The sequence below is a fragment of the Methylobacterium nodulans ORS 2060 genome, assembly GCF_000022085.1.
GTDB lineage: Bacteria > Pseudomonadota > Alphaproteobacteria > Rhizobiales > Beijerinckiaceae > Methylobacterium > Methylobacterium nodulans.
Genome location: NC_011894.1, coordinates 5,339,280 through 5,364,627 on the forward strand (window position 1 = coordinate 5,339,280; position 25,348 = coordinate 5,364,627).

A 25,348-nucleotide genomic window follows, 5' to 3' on the forward strand; every position below is an offset into this window, starting at 1 on the left:
GCCGCGTCTCAGATGGCGGCCCGCCCGCCCCGGGCTCCGGGAATGCCCCATGAGTGACGACCGCGCCCCGCGCAGCTTCGCCGAGGAGACGCAGGCCTATCTCGCCTGGGTCGCGACCTATTGCGCGCTCCGGGACAAGGACCTGAAGCGCAAATGCGCCGCGATGCGCCAGAGCCCCTTCGCCTTCCTGCGCGGGAGCTTCTACCGCTGGCACCACCATTTCGCGGCGGTTCCCGACCAAGTGCGCTTCGCCCCGAAATGGCTCGTGGTCGGCGACATGCATCTGGAGAATTTCGGCACCTGGCGGGATGCGGACGGGCGCCTCGCCTGGGGCATCAACGATTTCGACGAGGCGGCGGAGCTGCCCTTCACGAGCGACCTCGTGCGGCTCGCCGCGAGCGCCGTCCTGGAGGCCGAGAGCCCCAACTTCCACTTAAGCGCCACCGAGGCCGCGGATGCGATCCTGGAGGGCTATATGGCCCATCTGCGCTTCGGCCCGGAGCCCTTCATCCTGGAGGACCGGCACGCCTGGCTGCGGGACCTTGCCGCCGCGAGCGGCGCCGATGCCCGGGCGCATTGGCGCAAGCTGCGGCAGCAGAAGCGGCTTGACGTCGAGGCGGTGCCGGAGGTCGTGCGCGACCGCCTGCTGGCCGCGCTTCCGGACGGCGCGCGGCCGGTGCAGTTCTATCGGCGGCGCGCCGGCGTCGGCAGCCTCGGCCGCCCGCGCTACGTGGCGGTCGCCGAGTGGAATGGCGGGCTCACGGCGCGGGAGGCCAAGGCCGCGGCGCCCTCGGCGGTGCATGTGGGGAAGCCCGTCCGCCCGGATCCGGCGGGCGACTCGGCTCGTCTCGTCACCGCTTCCTGCCGGGCCCCCGACCCGGCGCTGCGCTACGATGGCGCCTGGGTGCTGCGGCGGCTCTCGCCCGAGGCCCGGAAGGTCGAGATCGACGAGATCGAAGACCTGCCCGACCAGCGCCATCTCCTGCACGCGATGGGGCGCGAACTCGCCAATGTCCATCTCGGCGTGGTGGGCGGCGCCGGCCCGCTCCGGGCCTATCTGGAAGCCCTGCCCGATCCATGGCTGCGCGACAGCGCCGTGCAGGCGGCCGAGCGGGTGCGGGAGGATTTCGAGGCGTTCCTGGATGAGGCCGGGGAATGATCCGGTTTCCGGTTGATCTTTTCGAGACGAGTCCGCGCGGGGAACCCCTCTCCCGAGTGGGAGAGGGGTTCCCCGCGCATCCTCACCTCGGAAGGAATCCAACCGGAAGCCGTATTACGCCACCTCCACCCGCCAGATGTCCTCCGCGTATTCGCGCATGGTACGGTCGGAGGAGAACCACGCGGTGCGGGCCGTGTTGAGGATGGCCGCGCGCCACCACGTCCGCGGCCGGCGCCACGCGGCATCGACCTCGCGCTGGACCCGCCAGTAATCGTCGAAATCGGCGGTGAGCAGGTAGCGGTCCTGGCCGGTGAGCTCGTCGACGAGCGGCCGGAAACGGTGCGGCTCCTCCGGCGAGAAGCCGCCCGAGGCGATCAGGTCGAGGGCCGCCTTCAGGCGGGGCGAGGCCGCGATGGCGCGGGCCGCATAGCCGGGCTCGGCCGTGGTGGCCTGCACGCCCGCCGCGGTGAGCCCGAAGATGAAGATGTTCTCGTCCCCGACATGCTCCCGGATCTCGATATTGGCGCCGTCGAGGGTTCCGATCGTGAGCGCGCCGTTGAGCGCGAGCTTCATGTTGCCGGTGCCCGAAGCTTCGAGGCCCGCCGTCGAGATCTGCTCGGAGAGGTCCGCCGCCGGAATGATCGCCTCGGCGAGGCTCACCGAGTAGTTCGGCACGAAGGCGACCTGCAGCCGGCCCGCCACCACCGGATCGGCGTTGACGCGCTTGGCGACGTCGCAGGCGAGCCGGATGATGAGCTTGGCCTGATGGTAGCTCGACGCCGCCTTCCCGGCGAAGAGCTTCACCCGGGCCGGCCAGTCGCGCTGCGGCTCGGCCAGGATGGCCTGGTAGAGCGCCACCGTCTCCAGGATGTTGAGGAGCTGGCGCTTGTACTCGTGGATGCGCTTGATCTGGACGTCGAACAGGGCCGCCGGATCGATCGCGATGCCGGTGCGGTCCTTCACCACGCGGGCGAGCGCCTCCTTGCGCTCGCGCCGCACCGCCGCGTAGCGCTCCTGGAAGGCCGCGTCCTCGGCAAACCGGGCGAGCCCTTCGAGCGCCGTCGGATCGTCCAGCACCCGCGCGCCCACCGCCTCAACGCTAAGCCGGGTGAGGCCCGGATTGGCGTTGTGGAACCAGCGCCGGAAGGTGATGCCGTTCGTCTTGTTGACGATCTTGTCGGTGTCGAGGGCGTGGAGCGGCGCGAACACCGTCTGGCGCATCAGCTCGGTGTGCAGCGCCGAGACGCCGTTGACGCGGCGCGCGCCCAGGAAGGCGAGGTGCCCCATGCGCACGCGCTTGCCATGCGCCTCGTCGATCAGCGAGACCGCGGCGAGCTGCCCCGCATCGACCTTGCCGTGCTTCGACAGCCCTTCGAGGTGCATCCAGTTGATGAGGTAGATGATCTGCATGTGGCGCGGCAGCAGCCGCTCCATCAGCTCGACGGGCCAGGTCTCCAGCGCCTCGGGCAGCAGCGTGTGGTTGGTGTAGCCCAGGGTATGGGTCGTGACGTGCCACGCATCGTCCCAGGGCAGCCCGTGCTCGTCCACGAGCAGCCGCATCAGTTCCGGCACGGCGATCGCCGGATGGGTGTCGTTGAGCTGGATCGCCGCATGGTCGGGCAGCGTGCGCAGGTCGCCGCGCTCCGCGATGTGGCGCCGCACGAGATCCTGCAACGAGGCGGAGGTGAAGAAGAACTCCTGGCGCAGGCGCAGTTCCTGGCCGGCCGGCGTGCCGTCGCTCGGGTAGAGGACGCGCGAGATCGCCTCGACGCGGCTGCGCTCGGCCACCGCCCCGACATGGTCGCCGGCGTTGAAGCGGGCGAGGTCGATGGGCTCCAGCGCCCGCGCCTGCCAGAGCCGCAGCACGTTGACGTGCCTGGCGCCCCATCCCACGACCGGGGTGTCGAAGGGCACGGCGCGCACGAGTTCGGCCGGGCGCCAGACCCGGCGGATCGCGCCATCCGCCAGCACCGTCATGGCGACCTCGCCGCCGAAGCCGACCATGCAGGCCGAATCGGGCCGCTCGAACTCCCACGGATTGCCTTCGGCGAGCCAGGTCTCCGGCACCTCGCGCTGGATGCCGTCCTCGATCACCTGCCGGAACAGGCCGTGGTCGTAGCGGATGCCGTAGCCATAGGCCGGGATGGCGAGGCTCGCCATGCTCTCCATGAAGCAGGCGGCGAGCCGCCCGAGGCCGCCATTGCCGAGCGCCGCGTCGGGCTCGGCGCCCGCGACGGCGTCGAGATCGACCCCGAGCTGGGCCAGGGCCGCGCGGGCCGTCTCGGCGAGGCCGAGATTGCCCATCACGTCGGAGAGCAGACGGCCGATCAGGAATTCGAGCGACAGATAATAGACGCGCTTCTGCGGCACCGGCGGCGCGGCGGATGAGAGGCAGGCATCCAGCACCCGGTCGCGCAGGGCGAGCGCGGTCGCGGCGAACCAGTCGCGGTCGCGGGCGGTGGCCGGCGACTTGCCGATCGCGTAGGCGAGCTTGCGCAGGATCGCGTCATGCAGGAGCGTCACCGTGTCGGCGCTCGGGGACAGGCTCGGGACCGGCGGCCGCCAGCCCGCCCGCGGCTCGTCCGCTGCGGCATCGGTGCGGCGATCTCCTGCCAGTAGAACTTCGTTCAGCACCTCAAAACCCCCTTTGCTGCCGCCGGTGGCGTCTTCGCTGCTCCGCGCTCTCTGTCGCGTTGTGTACAGCAAATGACGGCCAACCTACGGTATCGTGTGACCTTGCGGTCGCTGTGTCGAGACGGTTGGCGCCTCCGCGGTCGAGTCTCCCGGCCTGTAGCCGCCGCGACACGTAGCATCGAAACGGGACACGACTGTGGCCGCCCCGGGATGAAGCGGCCATGAATGACCCAGGAGCAGGGGTGCAGATCATCGCCCCCGAATGCCGGCTTGGCGGTGCCGTTCCGCACGCTCCGGCGCCGGTGCTCGCCCGACCTGTCGGCGGACCGTCACGCGGGCGCTGTAAACAGGCCCGGGCGGGAACCTGCGCCGCCCTTCCGGCTTGCCTGCGGAGGTCTGCGCGGGGTCTCGCACGAGCCTCAGCTCGCACGAGTCCACGCGCCTGCCATCTCCCCGACCCGCAGCGCTGCAGAACGGAGCCGAGCCATGCCCGGTGAACTCTGGTGGAAGGCCGGGACCGTCTATCAGGTCTATCCCCGCTCGTTCCAGGATTCGAACGGCGACGGCGTCGGCGACCTGAAGGGGATCACCGCCCGGCTCGACTATCTCGCCTGGCTCGGGGTCGACGCGGTCTGGCTGTCTCCGGTCTGCCGCTCGCCCATGGCCGATCACGGCTACGACGTCTCCGACTACTGCGACATCGACCCGCTCTTCGGCACATTATCGGATTTCGACAGGTTCGTGGCGGAGGCCCACCGCCACCGGCTCAAGGTCATCATGGATTTCGTGCCGAACCACAGCTCGGTGGAGCACCCGTGGTTCCAGGAAAGCCGGTCCTCCCGCGACAACCCGAAACGCGACTGGTACATCTGGCGCAGCCCTAAGCCCGACGGCTCGCCTCCGAACAACTGGGTGAGCAATTTCGGCGGCCCGGCCTGGACGCTGGATCCGGCCACCGGCCAATCCTACTATCACGCCTTCCTGAAGGAGCAGCCCGACCTCAACTGGCGCAACCCGGAGGTGCGCCGGGCGATGCTCGACGTGCTGCGCTTCTGGCTCGACCGCGGCGTCGACGGGTTCCGGGTCGACGTGATCTGGCATCTCATCAAGGACGAGGCCCTGCGGGACAACCCGCCGAACCCCGACTACGTCCCGGGCGATGCCGAGATCAACAGCCTCACGCCCCTCTACTCGGCGGACCAGCCGGAGGTGATGGAGGTGATCGCCGAGATGCGCGCCCTGCTCGACGGTTACGACGAGCGGGTGCTGATCGGCGAGATCTACCTGCCGCTGGAACGGCTGATGGCCTATTACGGCGTCGACCTGTCGGGCGCCCATCTGCCGTTCAACTTCCAGCTGATCCTGACCCGCTGGCATGCCGAGACCATCGCGGCGCTGGTGGCCGAGTACGAGGCGGCGCTGCCGCCGGGCGGCTGGCCGAACTGGGTGCTGGGCAACCACGACCAGCCCCGTATCGCGGCCCGGGTCGGCGCGGCGCAGGCGCGTGTCGCCGCCGTCCTGCTGCTCACGCTGCGCGGCACCCCGACCCTCTATTACGGCGACGAGATCGGGCTCGCGCAAGTGCCGATCCCGCCGGAGCGCGCCCGCGACCCCTGGGAGCAGAACGAGCCTGGCCGCGGCCGCGACCCGGCCCGCACGCCGATGCAGTGGGACTCGAGCCCCAATGCCGGCTTCTCCTCCGCCGAGCCCTGGCTTCCCCTCGATCCCCACGCCGCGAACTGCAACGTCGAGACGCTGCGCGACGATCCCGGCTCGATCCTGACCCTCTATCGCCGCCTGCTGGGGCTGCGGCGCGAGCACGCGGCCCTGAGCCTCGGCGCCTACCGGGCCGTCTCGGTCGAGAACGACGTCTTCGTGTACGAGCGGGAGCATGCGGACGAGGTGCTGCGCATCCTGCTGAATTTCGGGCACGCCGCTTGCAGCGTCCCCCTGCCCGCCGGTTCTGGCTGGCGGGTGCTGCTGTCGAGTTCCGGGAGCCGGATCGGCGAGAGGCCCGCGGACGGCCATCTCGCACTTGCGGGAGACGAAGCCCTTGTTCTCCTGAGGGAGAGGCCTGCGTCGGATTCGGCCCAGCTTCACCTAGGTTAATCTTCACAAAAGCTCGGCCTTTCAAGGATAAATCTCGTTTTTTCTCGCCGAACGGCGCTTTTTGAATTGAAATGCTGCCCGATCACGATATTGTGCGACGCGGCGGAACCGGCCACGCTCGCGGGCGTTGCCGGCGTCGAAACAGGCGCCGTGGCGACCTCCGCCAGCATTCTTTCGGCCCGCGGCGTTGGGGGCTTTCTCGATGATGGGGTCGGCGTGCGTGCGCTCCGTGTCTTCTGCGTCCGTTGCGCCCCCCGATCCCCCCGGCCGTCGCCGCGCGGACACCTCCCACGGCTCGCTGCGCCAGCGCATCCTGTTCGCCACGCCGGAAATGGCGGATTTCCTCAAGACCGGCGGCCTCGGCGAGGTCGCAGCGGCGCTGCCCCGGGCCCTGCGGCAGCATTACGACGTGCGCATCCTGATCCCGGGCTACCGCCAGGTCATCGAGCGCTACGCCGAGATTTCGGTCGTCGCCCAGCTTCCCGGTCGGGACGGGCTGCCGGCCTGCGACCTCGGCCTCGTCGAGACCGGCGACGGGCTGCCGGTCTACGTGCTCCTCGATGCCGAGCTCTATGACCGCGCCGGCTCGCCCTACGGCGACCAGGGCGGCGACTTCCCGGACAACGATCTGCGTTTCGCACGCCTCAGCCTCGCCGCCGTGGAACTCGCGAAGGGCGCCGATCCGGACTGGACGGCCGACCTCCTGCACCTGAACGACTGGCAGACGGCTCTCGCCCCCGCCTATCTGGCCTGGCAGGGCCTGCGGGTGCCGAGCATCCTCACCGTCCACAACCTCGCCTACCAGGGCCTGTTCCCGCGCGAGAATCTCGGCCGTCTCGGCGTCCCGGAAGGCGCCTTCCAGATCGACGGCGTCGAGTTCTACGGCAAGCTCTCCTTCCTCAAGGCGGGCCTGTTCTACGCGTCGCACGTCACCACCGTGAGCGAGACCTACGCGCACGAGATCACCTCGCCGGAATTCGGCTGCGGCCTCGACGGGCTCCTGCGCACCCGCGCCCGGCAGGGCCGGCTCGCCGGCATCCTCAACGGCATTGACGAGACCTGGGACCCGCGGACGGACCCGCACCTCGCCACGGCCTTCGAGCCCGACGACTGGAAGGGCAAGCGCGCCAACGCGGATGCGGTGCGCGAGCGCTTCGGCCTCGGCGTCTCCCGCGGCCCGCTCTTCGCGATCGTGTCGCGGCTCGTCCACCAGAAGGGCGTCGACCTGACCCTCGCGGCGGCGGAATCGATCGTGGCGGAGGGAGGCCAGCTCGTCGTCACCGGCCAGGGCGAGCCGCGCTTCGAGAACGCCTTCCTCGATCTCGCCCGGCGGCATCCCGGCGCGGTCGGCGTGCGGATCGGTTTCGACGAGACCGATGCGCACCGGATGTTCGCGGGCAGCGACTTCCTGCTGATGCCGTCGCGCTTCGAGCCCTGTGGCCTCGCGCAGATGTATGCCCAGCGCTTCGGCTCCCTGCCGATCGCTCACCGCACCGGCGGGCTCGCCGACACGGTGGAGGACGGCGTCACCGGGTTCCTGTTCGGGGAGGCGTCGCTCAAGGGCCTGACCAGCGCCATTCGCCGCGCCCTCGACACCTTCGCGTCGAAGCGCCACCTCAACACCATGCGCCGCACCGCCATGACCCGCAGCTTCGGCTGGGACAAGGCGGCGCTCAGCTACAGCGCGCTCTATGCCCGGACGATGGGCAACGGCGCCGAGCTGCTGCGCTCGCGGGCGGCGTGATCCGGTTTCCGGACGATCGGTTCGGAGAGCGGATCACAGCGTCTCCGCCCCTTCCCGCTCTCCCTGTCCCGGGCGCATGCAGCGTCAGCGGAATGCGACCCGGGACAGGGAGAGCGGGCGAGCCGATCGATGATCGTCGCTGGACGCGTCGGGCGGACTCGTCGCGTGGGCTGACGCGGTCTCAAGCGAAACTGAGGTGCCCGCGCCAGCGGGCCTCGAAGCACCTCTGAACGCCGTTCCGAGATCCGGGTGGCCGGCCGGGGTGCGTAGCGGCCTCCACGCATCTCAGGTTCGATCAAGACCGGCGGCGTCCGGCTGGCCGACCGGGCAGCCCCTCAGCCCCGCTCACGCAGGTAGTCCTCGGTCGTCTTCGGTCCCGGCGCGGCGTGCGGGTCGAAGCTCTCGGCCACCACGTGCGAGACCCGGCAGGTGTCGCACATCATCAGCGCCCGCAGCCGGGTCTGTCCGGCGCTGCCGGCGAACATCCAGTGCTTGTCCTGGAGGCGCCCGATGATGCGCTCGATCGTGCTGCGCGTGCCGAAGGGCTTGCCGCAGGTCACGCAGGCGAACGGCTCCTCTTCCTTCAGCGTGCGCCGCGGCGCGGCCCAGGCCGCGAAATCGAGCCGCGGCTCCAGCGTGATGACGTCCTCCGGGCAGGTCGCCGCGCAGAGCCCGCACTGGACGCAGAGGCTCTCCGAGAAGGTCAGGACCGGCCGGTCGGGATCATCCGAGAGCGCGCTCGTCGGGCAGGCGCCGACGCAGGCATGGCAGAGCGTGCAGGCCTCCGTCCGGAAGACGAGCCCGCCGAAGGGCGCGCCGGGATCGAGCGCGATCCGGTCGACCGGCCGGGGCGCCGCATGGTGCAGCTCGCGCATCGCCAGCCGCAGCACGCTGCGCGCGTCGCCCTCCGGCACGAAGCCCGCCGGCGCCGCAGTGGCGGTGCCGATGGCGGTGTCCGCGAGCGCCTGGCCGAGGGCGTCCGGATCGTCCGTCTCGATGAGCGACACGACGGGCGCGCCGTCTGCCGGACCGTAGCCGAGGGCCTGCAGGATCGCGTCGGCGCGGGTGATATTCGTGCGGAGAGGCGCGACGTCGTGCTTCGGCCGGGCGCGCAGGAGCAGCCGCACCGCGGCAGCGCCATACGCGAAGGCGGCGCCGAGCGCTTCGAGCCCGATCTGCGTGACCTCGTTGACCCGCACCGGCAGCACGCGCGCCGGAAGCCCGGCCCCGAAGCGGGCGAGGGCATCGATGAGGGGCTCGCCGTGGTCGCCATCGTGGATGAGCAGCACGGCATCGCGCCCGCCGGCGGTCCGGTAGGCGCGCAGCAGGCGGCGGAGGCGCCGCATCAGGGCGTCGGCCGGCGGCAGTGTGTAGGCGGCCGCCCCCGTCGGGCAGACGGAGGCGCAGGCGCCGCAGCCCGCGCACACGAAAGGATCCACCGCCACGTGGTCGCCCGCGGGCGCGATGGCGCCCGTGGGACAGACCTCGAGGCAGCGGGTGCAGCCGGTGATGCGCGAGCGCGAATGGGCGCAGAGCCCGTCCTTGAAGTCGATGAAGCGGGTCTTGTCGAAGGTGCCGACGAGGTGCGAGGCCTCGAAGATCACGCGCTCGACCGCCGCGGCGTCGCGCGGATCGGCCCGCAGATAGCCGTCGCGCAGCGCATGAGCCGGGAAGAGCGGCGTGCCGCCCGAGACGTCGACCACGAGGTCGCAGGTCGAGGTCGCGCCGTGGCGCGCCTCTCCGAAGACCAGCCGCGTACGGGAGGAGGGGGCCGGCAGCGCGTAGTCATCGATGGCAAGCGAGAAGGCGCCGAGATGCCCCGTCGCGGTGCGGATCGTGCCCTTGAGCACGGGAAAATCTGCGAATCGGGGCGGTACGACATCGCCGGGCTGGGTCAGCATGACCGTGACGTCGAGATGGTCGGCGAGCCGGCGCCCGACCTCGATCGCCGTCTCGTCCCGCCCGTAGACGAGGACCACGCCCTCGCTCTCCAGCGTCACGACGGAGGCCGGCGGCATCGGCTCGGCGGCCGCGGCGAGCAGGGCCGCCATCTTGGGACCGGCCTCGGCCGCCTCGTCCGACCAGCCGGCCGCCTCCCGGATATTGGCGTAGGCAACGCGGCCCTCGGCCCCTTCCTCCTGCGCTACCGCGTCGAAGATCGGCGCCTTCAGGGTGCAGGACACGGTCACCGCTGCTTCCGCGGCGAAGAGCCGGCGCACGCGGTCGAGCTCGCGCCCGCAGAGCTGGTGGCCGGTCTCCAGCCGGCCGCCGCATCCCCGCCCGATCGCCTCCGTGTCGAGCGGCATCGTTCCCTCGCAGGAACAGGCGATGACCACGCGCTCCGACACCGTCTCGTCCTTGAACCTGTGCAATTCGGGTCCCTTGCTGGGGATTTCGTGCCTATATTAGGAGTCGTTAAAAAGTGCGACCCGACATGTGGGCGCAGGTCCCCCGCCATGGAACCGATCATGAAAGCTGCCGCTGAGGGCGCCGCCTCGCGCCTGATGCTGCCTCCGCCCTTCACGCTGGTGACGCTCGGTGCCGGGGCTTGCGCCCATGCGGAGGCCTGCCGTCGCGCCGCCGCCGAGGATGCGGCCGGAACGCTGGTCTTCGCCGCGGACGGGAGCGTGATCGAGGCCGCCCTGGTGCTGGCGCCCGAGGAGCCGCTGGCGCTCGCCCGCCGCGTCTTCCTGATCGGCATGGGCGCGCTGGCGGACGCGCTCGGCAGTCACGCGCCGCCGGACAAGCCGATCGCCATCGCGTGGCCCGACACCCTGCGCTTCGACGGAGCCCGCCTCGGCGGCGGGCGGCTCGCCTGGCCGAAGGACTGCGCCGAGGAGGCGGTGCCGGACTGGCTCGTCTTCTCCGCCATGCTGATCGCCTCGAAGCGGCATGCGGGCGATCCGGGACTCACGCCCGAATCCACCTCGCTCGAGGAGGAAGGTTTTCCGCGCGAGGCCGCTTGCCTCATCGTCGAGAGCTTCGCCCAATACGTCATGAAGGGCCTGTCGGTGCTGGAGGAGGACGGGTTCGCGCGAGGAGCGGAACGCTACCGCACCTTCCTGACCGCGCCGCCCGGCGAGCGGCTCGCGCTCACTGACAGCGGCGACGCCCTCGCCTCCTCCGGGGCCGGGACGCGGCTCTTATCCCTGCGCTCCGCCCTCGACGTGGCCGCATGGCTCGATCCCGCCACCGGAGCGCCGCGCCTGTGACCGCTCTCAAGCTCCCCCGCACGCTGCGCGTGGACGCGTCCGACACGCTGGTCTTCGCGCAGGCCGCGGAGCCCGGCGAATGGGCCGTCACCGGCTCCTTCCTGTTCCTCGACGCCGATCCGGCACGCCTCTCGCCGAAGGAGCGGATCGCCTTCCGGTCGGGCTTCCTCGGCATCCGCTCCTTCGGCTTCTCGACCCTCGTGGTGGTGAGCGAGGCGAGCGAGGCCGAGCGCGAGGCCGCCGTCGAGACCCTGGCTGCGCAGATCCATGAGCGGCTCGGCGCCCCGAGCCTCGCGCTGGCGCGCGAGGCCGCCCGCGAGGAGATCGAAGCCGCCGCCGCCCTCTGCCAGCCGCCGGTCAACAGCGTGCTGGCGCTCCATCGCAGCCTCGACGCGGGCGGGATCCGCGAGCAGTTCCGCCTGCTGCGCCCCCGCGAGGGCGCGGTTCCGGGCAGCGACCGCCGGCACGCCTATGCGCGGGCCTTCGACTTCGCCGAGATCGACGAGGAGCCCGAGGAGCAGGTGGACCTCGTCGGCCTGACGGGGAGCAGGGTGCCGTGACGGAATTCTGGGTCTCCAGCGGGCATCACCTCGCCCGGCGCACCGAGGGCGGCGGGCTCGCGGTCACGGACGAGCTCCTCCTCGCCTATCTGGCCCGGCCCGAGCTGGTGCCGCCGGAGGAGGCCTGTGCGGCCGAGCAGAGCCTGCATGCGCGCCTCTCCGCCGCCCCGCGCCGGCCCGTGGCCGGCGCGGAGATCGCGGCAATCGCGGATCCGGATGCCCGCGAGAACTGGCAGGTGGTGCTGGCCTTCCGCGACCGCCTCCTCGCCGCGCGCTCCGTCGAGGACGCCTATCTCGATCTCGTGCGGCGGGGCAGCGCCGGCACGCCGGCTTTGTTCCTCAACCAGCTCGTCCACCTGATCCTCCGCAATGCCCTCGACGGCTGCGACGATCCCTTCGTGCTGCGGGCGGGCGAGTTGTTCTTCCGGCCCCAGGCGGTCTCGACGGGCGAGAGCAGCCTGCTCCTGGCCGATGCCGAGATCGTCGAGATGGCGGAGGGAAACAGCCGCCCGTCGCCCCTCGTCGCCATGCTCGGCCGCGAGCCGATCGGCGAACTCGACGTGCTGACCGCCGACACCGCCTGGACCTATTGGAGCCGGTCGGACGCCTTCACGATGGCGCTCAACCTCGGCTCCGATCCGAACAGCCGCGAGGGGCTCGCCCGGGTGATCGAGGCCTGGGTGCGCCACCTGCTGCACCGGGAGGTGCGGGTGACGCCGCGCGCGCGCATCGAGGATAGCGACTGGCGCTGGTTCGTCGGCCTCGACGCCGAGGCGACACGCATCGGCAATGCGCTCTGGCGCGGAGAAACGCTCGACGAGGCCGCCCGCGCCCGCGTGCTCGCCCTGTTCACGCTGACCTTCGCCGACCCGGCCGGCATCGATCCGCGGGTCGGATCGCAGCCCGTCTACCTGCTGCTCGCGATGACGCCGGACCGCCGCGTGACCGTGAAGCCCCAGAACCTGATCGCCGGGCTGCCGATCGTGGGAGAGACCCTGTGACTGCCGTCGATCCCCCAGTGACCGGGACGCCGGCACCGATCGAGCCGCGCTTCGAGGTGGGCGTGATCGTTGCGAAGCGGCGGCTCAAGGGCCCCTGGGCCAGCCATGCCTGGCTCCCCGTCGCGGTGCTGCCCGGCCGACCGGACACGCCGCCCTGGACGCGCCTGACGGCGAGCGAGGCGGAGGAGACCTTCTACGCGGGCGCCCATGTGGTCGAGCTGCATCCGGCCGAGACCTCGCATTACGGCGACAACCTCGCCTCGGGCCGCCCCTCGCTGTGGATCGCGCTCCGGCAGGCGGGGCCCGAGACCTACGAGATCGCCACGGTGACGGCCGACCCGTACGAGGGCGAATCCCTCGCGGAAGGCATCGGCGAGATCGTCGAGGCGGTGCCGATGCCGCCCGAGTTGCAGGCCTGGCTCGCCGCCTACTACGCCGCCCACCACGTCGAGCGTCCCTTCGAGAAGCGCAAGCGCGACCGGGCCGACCCGGAGGCGCTGGCGCGTCAGATTCCGCGGCGGGAGGAGCGGTGATGAGCGGCGACTTCCTCGCCCGCTGGTCGCGCCGCAAGCGCGAGGCCGCACAGCCGGCTCAAGGATCGGTCAAGGAATCGGTCACGGAGTCGGTCGCGCCGCCGGCCGAGCCGGAGCTTCCGCCCGAGGAGCTGGCGAAGCTCCCCTCCCTCGATGCCCTGACCCCGGAGACCGACCTGACGCCGTTCCTGCGCGCCGGCGTCCCGAAGCTGCTGCGCAACGCCGCGCTCCGCCGGATGTGGTCCCTCGACCCGGCCATCCGCGACTTCGTGAGCGAGGCCCGGGAATATGCCTGGGACTGGAACACCCCCGGCGCGGTGCCCGGCGCCGGCCCGCTCCTCTCGGTCGACAAGGTCGACGAGATGGTGGAGCGCATCTTCGGCCAGAGGCGGACACCGGTGGAATCCCCGACGGCCGCATCGAGAGGCGCGGCCGTGTCCGAGCCTGCGGAAGCCCCCGTGGAGGGGCCCGCCGTTGGGGCGGTGCCATCACCGAAGGCGGATCCCGGCGCCGGGGAGGCGCCGGCCGTGCCGGTGATGCCGACGGAGCTTTTGCCGGAATTGCCCCCCGAACCTGCCGGAACGGCCCCAGAGGCGGCCGAAAAAGCCGCGAAGCCGGCCAGGACGCGCCGTCACGGCGGCGCGATGCCGCTTTGATGCATTAAAAAGTAGGATTGCTCCGCTGCCCCCAAGGTATAATGTGGCGTCACACCGCGGCGGATCGACCGCGGAGCGAGGGTGGAGATGCGAGGGGTCGGGCGCACGGATGTGAACCGAGCCCTTGGTGTGGATGCGTTGGTGGCTGACGAAACCCCGATCGATGAGATCGACGTGCTGCGCGCCCGCCAGTACGACCTTCTCGCAGCGACGCTCGGACGGCCACCCGGCGCGGACCTCATCGAGGCGCTGCATGGCTTGCGTGGCAACGACAGCCCGCTCGGAAAGGCCCATGCGGCGCTCGCCGATGCGGCGCTCACCCATGCCGCCTCGGATCGCGGCCTCCACGATCTCGACCGCGACTATTTCGACCTCTTCATCGGCGTCGGACGCGGCAAGATCCTTCCCTACGCCTCCTACTACGTCACCGGCTTCCTGAACGAGCGGCCCCTCGCCCGGGTGCGCGAGGATCTGGCGCTGCTCGGCATCGAGTGCGACCCCGCGGTCAGCGAACCCGAGGACCACATCGCGATTCTTCTTGATGTGATGGCGGGGCTGGCGGAGCGGCGCTTCGGAGCGGACGCGGAGGGCGGGCGCCACTTCTTCGACCGTCACCTGAAACCCTGGGCGCGGCGCCTGTTCGAGGACATCGAAGCCTCGGCGGCCACGCCCTTCTACCGGGCGGTCGGCACGCTCGGACGGACATTCATCGAGATCGAGACCGCCGCCTTCGCCATGGATGCGTAAGGCCCGCGGCCAAGTCTCCACGGCCAAGTCTCCATTCGAGGAGCCAGTGATGCAGCAGGACAGGAAGGACCAGGTCGGACGCCGGCAATTCTTTCGCGCGCTCGGCGGCGGCACGGCCGTCGCCGCGGCGGCCCTGGTCTCGCCGCTCTCCGCCACCGACGCGAAGGCCTACGATCCCGGTTCGGAGGAGACCCGCGGGCGCTACCGCGAGACCGACCACGTGAAGGCCTTCTACCGCACCAACGGCTACGAGACGCTGAAGAAGTGAGGGCCCGATGCTGACCAAGCGCAAGAGCGGCGTTGCGGGCCGCACGACGCATCCTTCGGTGACAGGAGGGCTGCCCCAGTCCCTCGACCGGCGCAGCTTCCTGCGACAATCCGGCCTCCTGGCGGGGGGCCTCGCCGCCGCAGGCTCCCTTCAGCTCGGCGCCGTGCGCCCGGCCAAGGCAGCCGGCTCCGCCGTGAGCGGCCCCGAGGTGACCATCCGCAAGAACGTCTGCACGCATTGCTCGGTCGGCTGCACGGTCACGGCCGAGGTGGTGAACGGCGTCTGGGTCGGCCAGGAGCCCTCCTGGGCGAGCCCGATCAACCGCGGCACCCACTGCGCTAAGGGCGCCTCGATCCGCGAGCTCGTGCACAGCGAGCGGCGGCTGAAATACCCGATGAAGCTCGTGAACGGCGAGTGGCAGCGGATCTCCTGGGAGCAGGCCATCGACGAGATCGGCGACAAGCTCCAGGCCATCCGCGAGAAATCCGGCGCGGACTCGGTCTACTGGCTCGGCTCGGCCAAGTACACCAACGAGGCGGCCTATCTGCTGCGCAAGTTCGCAGCCTTCTGGGGCACCAACAACGTCGATCACCAGGCCCGCATCTGCCACTCCACCACGGTGGCGGGCGTCGCCAACACCTGGGGCTACGGCGCACAGACCAATTCCTACAACGATATCCGCAACGCCAAGACCATGATCATCATGGGCGGCAATCCGGCCGAGGCGCATCCGATCTCGATGCAGCACGTGCTCTCCGGCAAGGAGATCAACCGCGCGAACCTGATCGTCATCGACCCGCGCTTCACCCGCACGGCCGCGCATGCCACCGAATATGTGCGCCTGCGCTCGGGCACCGACATCCCGGTGATCTGGGGCATGCTCTGGCACATCTTCGAGAATGGCTGGGAAGACAAGGAGTTCATCAAGAACCGCGTCTACGCCATGGAGGACGTCCGCAAGGAGGTCGCCAAGTGGACGCCCGACGAGGTCGAGCGCGTCTCGGGCGTGCCGGGCGAGCAGCTGCGGCGCGTCGCCGAACTCTTCGCCAAGGAGAAGCCGGCGACGCTCATCTGGTGCATGGGCGCGACCCAGCACACGGTCGGCACCGCCAATGTGCGGGCCTTCTGCATCCTGTGCCTCGCCACCGGCAATGTCGGCAAGTCGGGCACGGGCGCCAACATCTTCCGCGGCCACACCAACGTGCAGGGCGCCACCGATCTCGGCCTCGATGTGACGACCCTGCCCCTCTATTACGGGCTGGTCGAGGGCGGCTGGCGGCACTGGGCCCGGGTCTGGGACGTCGAGTACGAGTGGCTGCAATCGCGCTTCGACGAGGTGCCGGCCATGGCCGGCCGCAAGGCGCGCTCGGCTAAGGAGAACATGGAGGCGCCCGGCATCACCTCCACGCGTTGGTTCGATGCCGTGAAGTTGCCGGCCGAGCAGATCGACCAGCGCTCGCCGATCAAGGCCATGATGGTGTTCGGCCATGGCGGCAACACCGTCACGCGCATGCCCGAGGCGGTGAGTGGCATGAGCGCCCTCGACCTCCTGGTGGTCGGCGACCCGCACCCCACCACCTTCGCGGCGATGGATGCGCGCAAGGACAACACCTACCTCCTGCCGATCTGCACCTCGCTGGAGATGGACGGGTCGCGCACGGCCTCGAACCGCTCGCTGCAATGGGGCGAGCAGATCGTGAAGCCCGCCTTCGAGTCCAAGAACGACTACGAGGTGCTCTACCGGCTCGCCACCAAGCTCGGTTTCGCCGACCGGATGTTCAAGAACATCAAGGTCGAGAACGGCGTGCCGGAGGCGGAGGACCTCCTGCGGGAGATCAACCGCGGCGGCTGGTCGACCGGCTATTGCGGCCAGAGCCCGGAGCGCCTGAAGGCGCATATGCGCAACCAGCACAAGTTCGACCTCGTGACGCTGCGCGCGCCCAAGGACGACCCGGAGGTGGGCGGCGATTATTACGGCCTGCCCTGGCCCTGCTGGGGCAAGCCGGAGATCCGGCATCCCGGCACGCACATCCTCTACAGCACGGAACTCCACGTGAAGGATGGCGGCGGCACCTTCCGGGCCCGGTTCGGCACCGAGCGCAACGGCCAGACGCTGCTTGCCGAGGATTCCTACTCGCTCGGCTCCGAACTCACGGACGGCTATCCCGAATTCACCATGGGGGTGTTCAAGAAGCTCGGCTGGGACAAGGACCTTAGCCCTGAGGAGCTCGCCGTCATCACGAAGATCGGCGGCAACAAAGTCGACGCGGTGAGCTGGGCGACCGACCTGTCGGGCGGCATCCAGCGGGTCTGCCTCGACCACGGCGTGAGCCCGTTCGGCAATGGCAAGGCGCGGGCCAATGCCTGGAACCTGCCCGACCCGGTGCCGGTGCACCGGGAGCCGGTCTACTCGCCCCGGCCCGACCTGGTGGCCAAGTACCCGACGCGCCCCGACGAGCGGCAGTTCCGCATGCCGAATCTCGGCTTCTCGGTGCAGAAGGCCGCGGTCGAGCGGAACGTCGCCAAGGACTTCCCGATCATCCTGTCGTCCGGTCGTCTCGTGGAATACGAGGGCGGCGGCGAGGAGACGCGCTCCAATCCCTGGCTCGCCGAGCTCCAGCAGGACATGTTCGTGGAGATAAACACCAAGGATGCGGCCGAGCGCGGCATCAAGGACGGCCAGTTCGTCTGGGTCTACGGGGCGGAGAACGGCGCCAAGACCAAGGTGAAGGCCCTCGTCACGGACCGCGTCGCCAAGGGCGTGGCCTGGATGCCGTTCCACTTCTCGGGCTGGTACCAGGGCAAGGACATGCGGGGCTACTACCCCAAGGGCACCGACCCGGTGGTCCTGGGCGAGAGCGTCAACACGATCACGACCTACGGCTTCGATCCGGTGACGGGGATGCAGGAGCCCAAGGCCACCCTCTGCCAGATCCAGGCCGCATAAGGATTGAAGGCCACCGCCATGGCTCGAATGAAGTTCCTCTGCGACGCCGACCGCTGCATCGAGTGCAACGCCTGCGTGACCGCCTGCAAGAACGAGCACGAGGTGCCCTGGGGCATCAACCGGCGCCGGGTGATCACGCTCAACGACGGCAAGCCGGGCGAGCGCTCGGTGTCGATGGCCTGCATGCACTGCACGGACGCGCCCTGCGCGGCCGTCTGCCCGGTCAACTGCTTCTACACCACGGCGGACGCCGTGGTGCTGCACTCCAAGGACCTCTGCATCGGCTGCGGCTACTGCTTCTACGCCTGCCCGTTCGGCGCGCCGCAATATCCGCGCGTCGGGAACTTCGGCTCGCGCGGCAAGATGGACAAGTGCACCTATTGCTCGGGCGGCCCGGAGCCGGACCTCTCGACCATCGAGTACGAGAAGTACGGCTCGAACCGCTTGGCCGAGGGCAAGCTGCCGCTCTGCGCCGAGATGTGCTCGACCAAGGCCCTGCTCGCCGGCGACGGCGAGATGATCGCCCAGATCTACAAGGAGCGGGTGATCAAGCGGGGCTACGGCTCGGGCGCCTGGGGCTGGAAGACGGCCTACCGCGAGACCGTCGCGATCTGAGACCGGCGGTCACATGAAAATGACCGCCGGTCCTAGTCTCGGGTCTTCGCCGAACCTCGGGTTCGCTGTCGAAGATTCGAGACAGGTCAACGGCCCGCTGCGTCGGCACCCGCTGCGTCAGCAGCCCGGGCCGTTGGGATGATGGAAGAACGAGAGGAACGCGCCATGCGGCGAGGGCTCACGCAATTCGGGATCCTGGCAGTGGCCGCCCTGCTCTGGGCGGTGGTCGGCCTGTGCGGCCCGTCCCGCGCGGTGAACGCGCCGGACGGCACCCCGAACCCCACCGCCTCCTCGGTGAACGAGGACCTGCTGTTCAAGCAGGCGCCGAAGATCGGCGGGCGCATCACCATTCCCGACGCCAAGGCGGCGAACCTGATCCAGCCGCAGGGCCGGGAGTGGCGCATGTTCCACGAATCCTGGATGCCCTGGATCGGCGGCATCGCCATTCTCGGCATGGTCGCGGCGCTCGGGCTGTTCTACTTCACGCGCGGGCGCATCCGCCTCGAGCACAGCGAGGAATCGGGGCGCAAGCTGCTGCGCTTCAACAGCTTCGAGCGCTTCACGCACTGGATGACGGCGACCTGCTTCATCCTGCTCGCGCTCTCGGGGCTGAACTACATCTTCGGCAAGCGCCTCCTGATGCCGCTGATCGGTCCGGATGCCTTCGCGGCGCTCTCGCAATGGGCGAAATACGCGCACGTCTTCCTGGCATGGCCCTTCATGCTCGGCGTCCTGTTCATGCTCGTGGTCTGGCTGCGCGACAACATCCCCAACCGCATCGACATCGCGTGGCTCAAGCAGGGCGGCGGCTTCCTCGGCGACGCCCATCCGAGCGCAGGGCGCTTCAACGCTGGCCAGAAGCTGGTGTTCTGGATGGTGATCGGCTTCGGCTTCGCCATGGGCGCCACCGGCCTGATGATGCTGTTCCCCTTCGCGGCCACCGACATCAACGGCATGCAGATCACCCAGGTGGTGCACTCGCTGATCGGCGTCGTGTTCATCGCCGGGATCCTGGCGCACATCTACATCGGCACGCTCGGCATGGAGGGCGCCTACGACGCGATGGGCAGCGGGGAGGTCGACATCGCCTGGGCCAAGGTCCATCACGATCTCTGGGTCAAGGAGCAATTGGCAAAGACTGCGAGCGGGCCGCAGCTCGCCCGCGGTCAGGTCCCGGCGGAATGAGTCCCGGCGGAATCATGGGTGCGACACCGATCAGCAGGAGACGGGTGCGATGAAAGCCTTCGCGGTGGCCGTGATCATGGCCGTTGCGCTCGCGGCCGGGGCGGCCTTCGTGCTGACCTCGAACCAGAAATACGCCTACGAGGCCTTCGCGACCTCGGGGGCCCGGGTGTCGAACCCCGGCACCAACCTCGTCGGGCCGCACTGGACCGGCAACGTGACGGAGCCGGCAGCAGGCCTCAAGACCGAGGCGGCGGGCTCGTGAGGCGACGGGACGGGAGGATCACGATGGCGCATCCCGCATGCGCGGCCTGGATTGCGGCCGCCCTTCTGCTGCCGGCGACGGCCCTCGCGCAGCAGAGCGATCCCGGGGCCGGGCGGGCCCCGAACGATCTCTGCCAGGAACTGGCCGCCTTCGTGCATCCGCCGGCCCCGGCCCAGCCGCCCGCGCCGGCCCCGGCCCCGGCCCCGGCCCCGGCTCCAGCGCAGCAGTCCAATGCCGCCGTGCAGGCGCCGCCGCAGGGCGGCCAGCCCGCCCTCCCCTCCAACGCGGCGGGCGAGACTCAGCAGAAATCGGGCTTGAGCGGACCGGTGGCGCATAACGGGCCCGGCGCGGCCGGCCCGCAGGGTCAGACGCAGAACGCCGCCGCGCCCAGTAACGCGCAGGCCGCGCCCCCTCAGGGCAAGCCGACTCCTGCCATGATCGAGCAGGCGGACGCGGCCATTGCCGCCAAGGACGTCCATGCCTGCCGCGCCGCCGCCCAGCAGATGCGCCGGGCCGGCGTGGTGATGCCGGCCCCCCTGCTCGCGCTCGCGGCCCTCGATCCGAAATTCTTCTCGGGCACGCCGTAGCGCCTCAGCCCAGCGCAGTCTCGCGGCGCCGGCGCTCCATCGCCGCCTCGATCTCGGCGGCGGTGAAGCGCAGCGTGATGTGCTGCGAGCAGTTCCAGTCGAAACCGGCCACAATCAGCTCCGCCACGCGCTCGATCCGCGCCCGATAGGGGCCGAGCGCCACCGCCTCGGCGAGATCCGGCCGCTCCGCGACATCCCGGATCGCCAGATGGCCGAGAAGCTTCAGGCGCCGCCGCGCCGGATAATCCATGAAGAACAGGGCAACCCGATCGTCGGCCGTGACGTTGTCGAGCGAGATGTATTGCCGGTTGCCCGCGAATTCCGCCCAGGCGAGGGTATCCGGGTCGAGCACCCGCACGAATCCGGGCGGTCCGCCGCGATGCTGGATGTACGGCCAGCCATCCTCGGAGACGCTGGCAGGATAGAGGCTGTCCCGCGTGGCGATGAAGGCCGCCTCGGCCTGCGTGAGGCGGGCATCGGCCGGAATGGTGTCCGGCCGATGCCGCTCCGTGGCGAAGGGCGAGCCGAGCCGCTCCTGCTACGCGCGAACGGCCGGCGTGAACAGGGTCTTGAGGAAGCGTCGCATAACCGGGCTCCCGGTGGGGATGGCCTCAAGACTAGGCGCGGACCCGCCGGCGCAGAAAGCCCACGTTCGGAACGACACTCTCTCGGCTGGCGCAACGATCACCCGTCAGCGGGCGAGCCAGGCCTGCGCCCGCACAAGATCCGCCTGCATCAGCCCATGGCCGCCCGGCAGCACCTCGTGGGTGACGCTTGACCCCGCTTCTGCCAGCATTCCGGCGAGCCGCGCGGCATTGGCCGCGGGCACGATCGGATCGCTGCGCCCGGACAGGATCAGCACCGGCTTGCCGCCGAGGTCGGCGGCGGGCGGCTCGGCGAGCGGCACCATGGCGCGCAGCAGGACGGCGCCCGCCAGCACCTCGGGATGCAGCAGCAGGACGGCCGCCGCGATATTGGCACCGTTCGAGAAGCCGACGGCGACGGGTGCGGCGAGGCCGTAGGAAGCGCGGGCCTCCCGGACGAAACCGGCGAGATCGGCCGCCCGGCGGCGCAGGTCCGCCTCGTCGAACACGCCCTCGGCGAGCCGGCGGAAGAAGCGCGGCATACCGTTCTCCAGCACCGGCCCGCGCGGCGACAGCAGCGCCGCGCCGGGCGACAGCGCGCGGCCGAGCGGGATCAGGTCGGTCTCGTCGCCACCGGTTCCGTGGAGGAGGAGGAGCGGCGCCCGGTCCGGAGCGGCCGCAGGTTCGTAGCGGTGGATGAAGCTGGCGGGGGACATGAGGGAACCTCCATGAGGGTCAGCGGGTCGCGCGGGACGGCGCGCTAGGCCCCTCTCCCGGTTGGAGAATGGGGCCCGCACACCGCCCGGCGGGGTCACGCCATTGCGGGCAGGACGCGCTCGATCTCGCTGCGATGCGGCTCCAGGAAGCGTGGGAGCTTGAGCGCCTGTCCCAGGCTCTCGACGGGCTCGTCGGCGGCGAAGCCGGGGATGTCCGTCGCGATCTCGAACAGGACGCCGCCCGGCTCCCGGAAATAGACCGAGCGGAAATAGTTGCGGTCGCGCTGCTCGGTCACGGCGAGGCCGTGGGTCCCGGTCAGGCGGCGCACCATCGCGGTCTGCGCAGCGTCGTCCGCCGCCCGGAAGGCGATGTGGTGGACCGATCCGCCACCTGGCCGGCCGCGCAGGAAGTCGCCCACGGCCCGAATCGTGACGTGGCCGCCGCGATCCGCGCTGCCGCTGAAGCGGGTAAGCGCGCCCTCGCGCCCGGTCTCTGCCAAGCCGAACACGTCGGTGAGGATCGCCGCCGAGGGCCCCTCCTCGCGCAGGAGCAGGGTGACGCCGTGGAAGCCGCGGATCGCGTGCTCAGCCGGGATTTCGCTGCCGCTCCAGGCCGGCTCCGCCTCCGCTCCGGCGATGCCCACCAGGGCGAGCACCATGCCGTCGGGATCGCGGAAGGGCAGCACGGTCTCACCGAACACCTTGGCGGGCGCCTCGTGAGCCACGCCCGCCGCGATGAAGCGGTGTGTCCAGTAGCCGATCGACCCTTGCGGCACGCGAAAGGCGGTCTCCTGCGTCTCGCCGACGCCGATCCGGCCGGGCGCCACCTGCTCCCAGGGAAAGAAGGTCAGAATCGTGCCGGGCTGGCCGGTCTCATCGCCGTAATAGAGGTGATAGGTGCCCGGATCGTCGAAATTCACCGTCTTCTTGACGAGGCGCAGGCCGAGAACCCGGGTGTAGAAGTCGAGGTTGCGGCGGGCGGGCCCGGAAATCGCGGTGACGTGGTGCAGGCCGGTGGCGGTCATCTCTGCCTCCTTGAGGGGACCGGCTCCGCGGTCCCGATCGGGTCGAGGCAGAATTTAGGATTTGCCGTTTTGCCCCGAAACGGAAACGATGGAAAGGCATCGTTTCGGAAACTGACGGATGAGCGCGCTTCCCGATTTCGAGGCCTGGGCGGTCTTTGCCCGCGTGGCGCAGGCCGGCTCCTTCTCGCGGGCGGCCGCCGAGCTCGGCCTCTCCACCGCCACCGTGTCGAAGGCGGTGAGCCGCCTGGAGGCCCGGCTCGGCACCGGCCTGTTCCACCGCACCTCGCGGCGGCTCGCCCTCACGGAGGCGGGCCGCGCGGCCCTCGAGGGTGCCGCCCGCATCGTCGCGGCCGGCGAGGCGGCGGAGGCGGACGCCGAGGCCGGCGCGCGCGAGCCGCGCGGCCTCGTGCGCGTCGCCGCCCCGATGTCCTTCGGACTGAAGCACCTCGCGCCGCTGCTGCCGGACTTCCTCGCCGCCTTCCCGGAGGTCGCCGTCGACCTGCATCTCAGCGACGCCCTGGTCGACCTCGTCGGTGGGGGCTTCGATCTCGGCCTGCGCATCGCGGCGCTCGCCGATTCCTCCTTGCGGGTGCGGCGCCTCTGCGGCGTGCGCCGCTCGCTCGTCGCGGCGCCGGCCTATCTGGCGCGGGCCGGCCGGCCCGCGCACCCGCAGGATCTCGCCCGCCATGCCTGCCTCGGCTACGCCTATCTGCCGAATCCCGACCGCTGGCACTTCGCGGGTCCCGGCGGCGAGGTCTCGGTGACGCCGTCCGGACGCCTGCGGGCGAACAACGCCGACGCGCTCACCCCCGCCCTCCTCGCCGGGCTCGGCCTTGCGGTGCAGCCGGACTTCCTGATCTGGGAAGAACTCGCCTCCGGCCGCCTGGAGCGGGTGATGCCCGGCTGGGCGCCCCCGCCGATCGCCCTCAACCTCGTCATGCCGCCAGGCTCCCTGCGGCCGGCCCGGGTCGCCGCGCTGATCGCCTTCATCGAGCGGCACTTCGCGGCGGCGCCCTGGGCGAGCTGACCGATGAGGGTGCGACGAGCCCGCGCCCGGAGCAGGTGCATCGCGCCCCGGTCAATCCCTCCGGAAGATCACGCTGGCAAGCCAGCCCGAGAGCAGCGCCAGCACGCCGGTTCCGACGCCATAGAGCAGCGACCAGTCGCGGGCGACGCTGGCGAGGCCCTGCTCGACGCCGGTCTTGACGAGGTCGAAGCGGGCGATCTCGCGGGCGAGGGGCACGGTGCCGGCGAGAAGCGTCACCTCGACGTCGTAGCCGCCTACGGGTGCGCTCGCCGGCAGCGGCACCGTCGCGCGGAAGACGGAAGGCGTCAGGAATCGCACCCCCGCCTCGTTCTCGACGAAGAGCCGCTCGCTCCGCCGCAGGCGCAGGAGCGCGTCGCGGAACGGATCGTCCTGCGGCGGCGCGCTGGTCAGGTCGGGCGATTCCACGATGGCGCGCAGCCCCAGGCGCAGGCGTCGCCGCGTCGCCTCGTCCGCCACCTCGGCCAGCGGTCGCGACGAGAGCACGACCAGGAAAGCCGGCACCGTGGCGAATTTCCGTTGGGCGCGATTGACCCAGAGGGGGCCGAGCGCCTGTTTCTCGCGCACGGTGAGCGACTGGCGCGGACCGCGGATCGTCACCACCACGTCGTAGGCGCCCCGGCGGGCGGCGACCTGATCGTTGCGCTCAATGGCGCCAAAGATCGCCACGGAAGAGCCCGCATAGGTCGACGTGATGGCGAGACGCGTGAAGGAGAGGCTCACCACCAGCGCCTCGGCGGCGGCCGGCCCCGTCGTCAGGCCGCAGGTGAGACAGCCGAGGAGCAGCGACCGGGCGCGCATCAGCGCCCCTCGACGGCCGCGATCGAGAAGGGCTCGGCCGGGCGCAGGGCCAGTTCCAGCACGAAGCGCAGGTCGACCGCGAGGACGAGGACGGCGAGCAGCAGCCGGAAGGTATCGGCCCGCAGGTTCCGGCCGAGCCGCGCCCCGAACTGCGCCCCGAACACGCTCCCGGCGATCAGGATCACCGCGAGTACGATGTCGACGGCCTGGTTCTGCACCGCGTGCAGGATCAGACCGACGAGGCCGGTCCACAGGATCTGGAACTGCGAGGTGCCGACCACCACCCCGGTCGGCACCCGAAGGAGATAGAGGAGCGCCGGCACCAGGATGAAGCCGCCGCCGATGCCGAGCACCGCCCCGGCAAAGCCGACGAAGAGGGCGAGGCCGAGGATCGGCAGCACGCTGGCATAGAGCCGCGAGCGCGGGAAGCGCATCCGCAGGGGCCAGGCCATGTAGGCCGGATGCTCGCGCCCGAGGCGCAAGGCTGCGGGCCGCCCGCCCCGCCGCGCCCACAGGTCGCGCAGCGATTCGAGCAGCATCAGCCCGCCGACCACGGAGAAGAGCGTCACGTAGGCGAGCGTGATGACGAGATCGAGCTGCCCGGCCCGGCGCATCGCCGCGAAGAACCAGACGCCGAGCGCCGTGCCGAGGAGACCTCCCCCGACGAGGACGAGGCCGAGGCGCAGATCGACGCCGCGCCGGCGCAGGGCCGCGAGCACGCTGGTGGTGGAGGAGGCGACGATCGGCGCCGTCTGTGTCGCCACCGCGATGGCCGGCGGGATGCCGAGCACGATCAGCACGGGCGTCATCAGGAAGCCGCCGCCGATCCCGAACACGCCCGAGATGAAGCCGACCGCCGCTCCGAGCCCGAGCAGCAGGAGCACGCTCACCGGCATCTCGGCGATCGGAAGATAGATCTGCAAGGGCGGGGCGATCCGGACGGAAACGCGCCGACGTT

General features: G+C 70.6%; 23 protein-coding genes. 16 read left to right on the forward strand and 7 right to left on the reverse strand.

Translation table 11 applies throughout. The features are described from left to right. Nucleotides 1–49 precede the first annotated feature (49 nt). Nucleotides 50–1,159, forward strand: a complete 1,110-nt coding sequence (locus MNOD_RS24895; RefSeq protein WP_015931722.1) for a DUF2252 family protein — start codon at nucleotides 50–52, stop codon at nucleotides 1,157–1,159. A gap of 114 nt (nucleotides 1,160–1,273) precedes the next feature. On the opposite strand, the gene MNOD_RS24900 is transcribed toward MNOD_RS24895, so the two are convergent. Next, nucleotides 1,274–3,793, reverse strand: coding sequence for a glycogen/starch/alpha-glucan phosphorylase (locus MNOD_RS24900; protein WP_015931723.1), 2,520 nt, complete (start codon nucleotides 3,791–3,793; stop codon nucleotides 1,274–1,276). 486 nt (nucleotides 3,794–4,279) lie between these two features. Here MNOD_RS24900 and MNOD_RS24905 point away from each other — a divergent pair, with 486 nt between their 5' ends. After that, on the forward strand, nucleotides 4,280–5,902 hold the full coding sequence (locus MNOD_RS24905; RefSeq protein ID WP_015931724.1) for an alpha-amylase family glycosyl hydrolase: 1,623 nt from the start codon (nucleotides 4,280–4,282) through the stop codon (nucleotides 5,900–5,902). Nucleotides 5,903–6,104: 202 nt separating this feature from the next. Continuing rightward, on the forward strand, nucleotides 6,105–7,646 hold the full coding sequence (glgA, locus tag MNOD_RS24910; protein ID WP_015931725.1) for a glycogen synthase GlgA: 1,542 nt from the start codon (nucleotides 6,105–6,107) through the stop codon (nucleotides 7,644–7,646). A 335-nt stretch (nucleotides 7,647–7,981) separates the two neighbouring features. Here glgA and MNOD_RS24915 read toward each other — a convergent pair whose 3' ends face one another. Beyond that, nucleotides 7,982–9,952, reverse strand: a complete 1,971-nt coding sequence (locus MNOD_RS24915; protein WP_050783550.1) for a 4Fe-4S binding protein — start codon at nucleotides 9,950–9,952, stop codon at nucleotides 7,982–7,984. Nucleotides 9,953–10,114: 162 nt separating this feature from the next. Between MNOD_RS24915 and MNOD_RS24920 the strand changes: the two genes are divergently transcribed. The 12 genes from MNOD_RS24920 to MNOD_RS24975 all read left to right on the forward strand — a co-directional run bounded on the left by MNOD_RS24920 (nucleotide 10,115) and on the right by MNOD_RS24975 (nucleotide 20,219). Then, the gene (locus MNOD_RS24920) at nucleotides 10,115–10,858 is read left to right on the forward strand and encodes a biotin/lipoate--protein ligase family protein (protein ID WP_043752037.1); all 744 of its coding nucleotides are present in this window, start codon (nucleotides 10,115–10,117) and stop codon (nucleotides 10,856–10,858) included. Continuing rightward, nucleotides 10,855–11,418, forward strand: a complete 564-nt coding sequence (locus tag MNOD_RS24925) for a DUF6505 family protein (protein ID WP_015931728.1) — start codon at nucleotides 10,855–10,857, stop codon at nucleotides 11,416–11,418. Before MNOD_RS24920 ends, MNOD_RS24925 begins: the two co-directional genes overlap by 4 nt. Next, nucleotides 11,415–12,419 carry a DUF6352 family protein gene (locus tag MNOD_RS24930; RefSeq protein WP_015931729.1) on the forward strand — a complete coding sequence of 335 codons (1,005 nt, stop codon included), beginning with the start codon at nucleotides 11,415–11,417 and terminating at the stop codon, nucleotides 12,417–12,419. The genes MNOD_RS24925 and MNOD_RS24930 overlap by 4 nt, the downstream gene beginning before the upstream one ends. Further along, the gene (locus MNOD_RS24935; protein ID WP_015931730.1) at nucleotides 12,416–12,952 is read left to right on the forward strand and encodes a DUF3305 domain-containing protein; all 537 of its coding nucleotides are present in this window, start codon (nucleotides 12,416–12,418) and stop codon (nucleotides 12,950–12,952) included. Before MNOD_RS24930 ends, MNOD_RS24935 begins: the two co-directional genes overlap by 4 nt. Beyond that, nucleotides 12,952–13,608 carry a DUF3306 domain-containing protein gene (locus MNOD_RS24940; protein WP_015931731.1) on the forward strand — a complete coding sequence of 219 codons (657 nt, stop codon included), beginning with the start codon at nucleotides 12,952–12,954 and terminating at the stop codon, nucleotides 13,606–13,608. Before MNOD_RS24935 ends, MNOD_RS24940 begins: the two co-directional genes overlap by 1 nt. 87 nt (nucleotides 13,609–13,695) lie before the next feature. Then, nucleotides 13,696–14,355 (forward strand): TorD/DmsD family molecular chaperone, encoded by a 660-nt coding sequence (locus MNOD_RS24945; protein WP_015931732.1) that lies wholly within the window; start codon nucleotides 13,696–13,698, stop codon nucleotides 14,353–14,355. Between the two features lie 49 nt (nucleotides 14,356–14,404). Beyond that, nucleotides 14,405–14,623, forward strand: a complete 219-nt coding sequence (locus tag MNOD_RS24950; protein WP_015931733.1) for a formate dehydrogenase — start codon at nucleotides 14,405–14,407, stop codon at nucleotides 14,621–14,623. Between the two features lie 7 nt (nucleotides 14,624–14,630). Next, nucleotides 14,631–17,570 (forward strand): formate dehydrogenase subunit alpha, encoded by a 2,940-nt coding sequence (locus MNOD_RS24955; RefSeq protein WP_015931734.1) that lies wholly within the window; start codon nucleotides 14,631–14,633, stop codon nucleotides 17,568–17,570. A gap of 18 nt (nucleotides 17,571–17,588) precedes the next feature. After that, nucleotides 17,589–18,185, forward strand: a complete 597-nt coding sequence (gene fdh3B / locus MNOD_RS24960; protein ID WP_015931735.1) for a formate dehydrogenase FDH3 subunit beta — start codon at nucleotides 17,589–17,591, stop codon at nucleotides 18,183–18,185. 165 nt (nucleotides 18,186–18,350) lie between these two features. Then, a complete protein-coding gene (locus MNOD_RS24965) occupies nucleotides 18,351–19,370 on the forward strand; it encodes a formate dehydrogenase subunit gamma (protein WP_015931736.1) in 1,020 nt (339 codons plus the stop codon). 49 nt (nucleotides 19,371–19,419) lie between these two features. After that, complete coding sequence (locus tag MNOD_RS24970; protein ID WP_015931737.1) at nucleotides 19,420–19,632, forward strand: hypothetical protein; 213 nt, start codon at nucleotides 19,420–19,422, stop codon at nucleotides 19,630–19,632. A gap of 23 nt (nucleotides 19,633–19,655) precedes the next feature. After that, on the forward strand, nucleotides 19,656–20,219 hold the full coding sequence (locus MNOD_RS24975; protein WP_015931738.1) for a hypothetical protein: 564 nt from the start codon (nucleotides 19,656–19,658) through the stop codon (nucleotides 20,217–20,219). Nucleotides 20,220–20,223: 4 nt separating this feature from the next. Here the strand turns inward: MNOD_RS24975 and MNOD_RS24980 are convergent, their stop codons facing one another. The 3 genes from MNOD_RS24980 to MNOD_RS24990 form a co-directional block, all read right to left on the reverse strand. After that, entirely contained in the window at nucleotides 20,224–20,706 is a 483-nt protein-coding gene (locus MNOD_RS24980) for a pyridoxamine 5'-phosphate oxidase family protein (RefSeq protein WP_280113487.1), read from the reverse strand. Nucleotides 20,707–20,910: 204 nt separating this feature from the next. Further along, the gene (locus MNOD_RS24985; RefSeq protein ID WP_015931739.1) at nucleotides 20,911–21,519 is read right to left on the reverse strand and encodes an alpha/beta hydrolase; all 609 of its coding nucleotides are present in this window, start codon (nucleotides 21,517–21,519) and stop codon (nucleotides 20,911–20,913) included. Between the two features lie 95 nt (nucleotides 21,520–21,614). After that, nucleotides 21,615–22,544, reverse strand: a complete 930-nt coding sequence (locus tag MNOD_RS24990) for a ring-cleaving dioxygenase (protein WP_015931740.1) — start codon at nucleotides 22,542–22,544, stop codon at nucleotides 21,615–21,617. A 118-nt stretch (nucleotides 22,545–22,662) separates the two neighbouring features. Here MNOD_RS24990 and MNOD_RS24995 point away from each other — a divergent pair, with 118 nt between their 5' ends. Beyond that, on the forward strand, nucleotides 22,663–23,571 hold the full coding sequence (locus tag MNOD_RS24995; protein WP_015931741.1) for a LysR family transcriptional regulator: 909 nt from the start codon (nucleotides 22,663–22,665) through the stop codon (nucleotides 23,569–23,571). A gap of 51 nt (nucleotides 23,572–23,622) precedes the next feature. On the opposite strand, the gene MNOD_RS25000 is transcribed toward MNOD_RS24995, so the two are convergent. Both MNOD_RS25000 and MNOD_RS25005 read right to left on the reverse strand, forming a co-directional pair. Further along, the gene (locus tag MNOD_RS25000; RefSeq protein ID WP_015931742.1) at nucleotides 23,623–24,390 is read right to left on the reverse strand and encodes a TIGR02186 family protein; all 768 of its coding nucleotides are present in this window, start codon (nucleotides 24,388–24,390) and stop codon (nucleotides 23,623–23,625) included. Beyond that, nucleotides 24,390–25,313: a sulfite exporter TauE/SafE family protein gene (locus MNOD_RS25005; RefSeq protein ID WP_015931743.1), complete on the reverse strand. Its 924-nt coding sequence runs from the start codon at nucleotides 25,311–25,313 to the stop codon at nucleotides 24,390–24,392. Before MNOD_RS25005 ends, MNOD_RS25000 begins: the two co-directional genes overlap by 1 nt. Nucleotides 25,314–25,348: the final 35 nt, after the last annotated feature.